The sequence below is a fragment of the Planktosalinus sp. genome, from assembly GCF_059864935.1.
In genome coordinates, this window is record NZ_JCBCCK010000141.1 from 1 (window position 1) to 2011 (window position 2011).

The window sequence follows — 2011 nt, forward strand, 5'->3', positions numbered from 1 at the left end:
CCTCTGCTTTTGCCCACGACCACGTGGTTCGTGCCGACGATTTCTCCGGTTGGGTGGTATTTAAAAAAGACCATCCTGACGGCTTTAAAATGGAAGTTGAAGTTCCCAGCGCTTCTTTAATAGCAGACAGCCAAAAAGACCGTGAAAAATATAAACTGGGCAAGCTGGATGATGATGACCGCAGTGAGGTCAATGAAACCATGAAAAGCAGCAGTCAATTGCACGTGGAAAAATACCCGAAAATCAAGTTCAACAGTTCCAAACTAAAAAATACCGATAAAAACAATTACACCCTCACAGGAGATTTCACCCTGCACGGCACCACAAAAGAAATTGCTGTACCCGTTACCATCACCTTTGAAAAAAATGTGCTCACTATCAAGGGCGAATTCCGTTTTCTGCAAAGTGATTATGGCATCGAGCCTTTCAAGGCCGGTTGGGGATCAGTAAGAAACAAAGATGAGGTGTTGTTATTGTTGGATTTCAGTGCGACGGAGAAAAAATAAGTTTTAGTTCTAAACTTCGCTGCTCAAGTAAGCAGAAAAAATGTCGGGACAACCATAAATACAAAAACCGCAACTAATTATAAATAATATAGTTACGGTTTTTACCAAGTACTCGAGGCCGGACTTGAGCCTGCACGGGCAAATGCCACAGGATTTAAGTCCATAAAATAAATGCATTTAATTGATTATCAGGAGCATTAAAAAGCAAAAAACATACATTTTTCTACAAAATCACACTTCAGAATCACACTCTGATGTAATGATATTATATCCATTAATTTATCATTTATAGCTTGGGTGTAATTAAAAAATTTTAGCGATAGTTTTATCCCGGTTTCTCCACCTCTAAAACAACCGCTCATACCGACTCTCCAAAACCCCCTTATAAGCCACCTTCATCTCCTCAGATAAAAAAGAACGATCAATCCAATGCAAAGCCTTTGGTAAATGCTTTTTAAATCGGCGATACACACCGGCAAGCTGTCGCTCGGTTAACCCCAATTCTTTTCCCAACTTTTCAAAATGAGATAAGTTGAGCTTCCTTTTTTTACCGTCAAGCGTCAAAGCTAGTTCTTCCTGGTCATCAGGGTTGAGTATGGTGACATTCAATAAGTCATAGGCAGGAGAAAGCATCCAACCCCGGGGAGTGGCGATCATCGAAAAGTTTTTTAAATGCATATCATTGTTTCCGGTCAGGAAACTAAAAAGCGCCAGTTCAAAAAAGTAAAGTTTGTCCAATAAAGTGTTTTGTGAAAAATCCCCAATGGCTTTACCTACTTTTTCCATCGAACTCCTGTATTTGTCAAAAGCCTCCGTGATTTGAAACATATCGAGCATATGGATTTTATCCCCTTTAGGTGTTCGATCAATCCGTTGTGTGATATAAGACAATTCGCCACTTTTCAATCGAATAAGACTGGAAGGCACCACATTGACCCCATAAGCTTCAGCAACACACATAGTGAGGTGTTCATTAGCGGGCATTTCCGGATAATCAGGCGAGGGAGGTTTAAAAATATAATTCCCCCCCAGAGCACCCACAACGGTCAAACGCGTGTCCGAATTTTCAGCCTTTTGCTTAATAAGTGACATGGACAATTTAGCCTGTACCCCCGGCACGGCCACACTGCGTTCCACTACTTGTTTAGCCAATTCATCCATTTGACTGTAAGTATACTCCAGCAAAGGAGCTTGTTTGGTGCCAAAAAAAGACAAACTGCATTTTTCGTGAAAATCAGTTTCCTTATCTAGCGGTTCATAGCAATACAAACAATTTTTCATTCGTCATCGGTGTTTACGGGTTGAACACTTACAGCACCTATACAGTTTTGACAACAAGCTAATAACAATCCCATACGGTCATTCCGGTTAATTTTCCAATTCTTGGCTGCAATGTCCAGCAACCATCCTTCCGGTATAAGACCTTCAAAAAAAGGAAACAAACGTTTTGAAACAAAGGCATCAGCCCTTACCGGCATCGTAAACGTGATAAAACCATCGGGATA

3 protein-coding genes are annotated in these 2011 nt (G+C 40.7%); 1 reads left to right on the forward strand and 2 read right to left on the reverse strand.

Going from position 1 to position 2011, the window contains the following annotated elements:
- The coding region (locus AC6F75_RS05885; RefSeq protein WP_500714021.1) for a YceI family protein at positions 1–506 on the forward strand (506 nt) is incomplete at its 5' end.
- 345 nt (positions 507–851) lie between these two features.
- Here AC6F75_RS05885 and AC6F75_RS05890 read toward each other — a convergent pair.
- A complete protein-coding gene (locus AC6F75_RS05890; RefSeq protein WP_500714022.1) occupies positions 852–1787 on the reverse strand; it encodes a HipA domain-containing protein in 936 nt (311 codons plus the stop codon).
- The coding region (locus AC6F75_RS05895; RefSeq protein WP_500714023.1) for a HipA N-terminal domain-containing protein at positions 1784–2011 on the reverse strand (228 nt) is incomplete at its 5' end. The genes AC6F75_RS05890 and AC6F75_RS05895, both read right to left, overlap by 4 nt.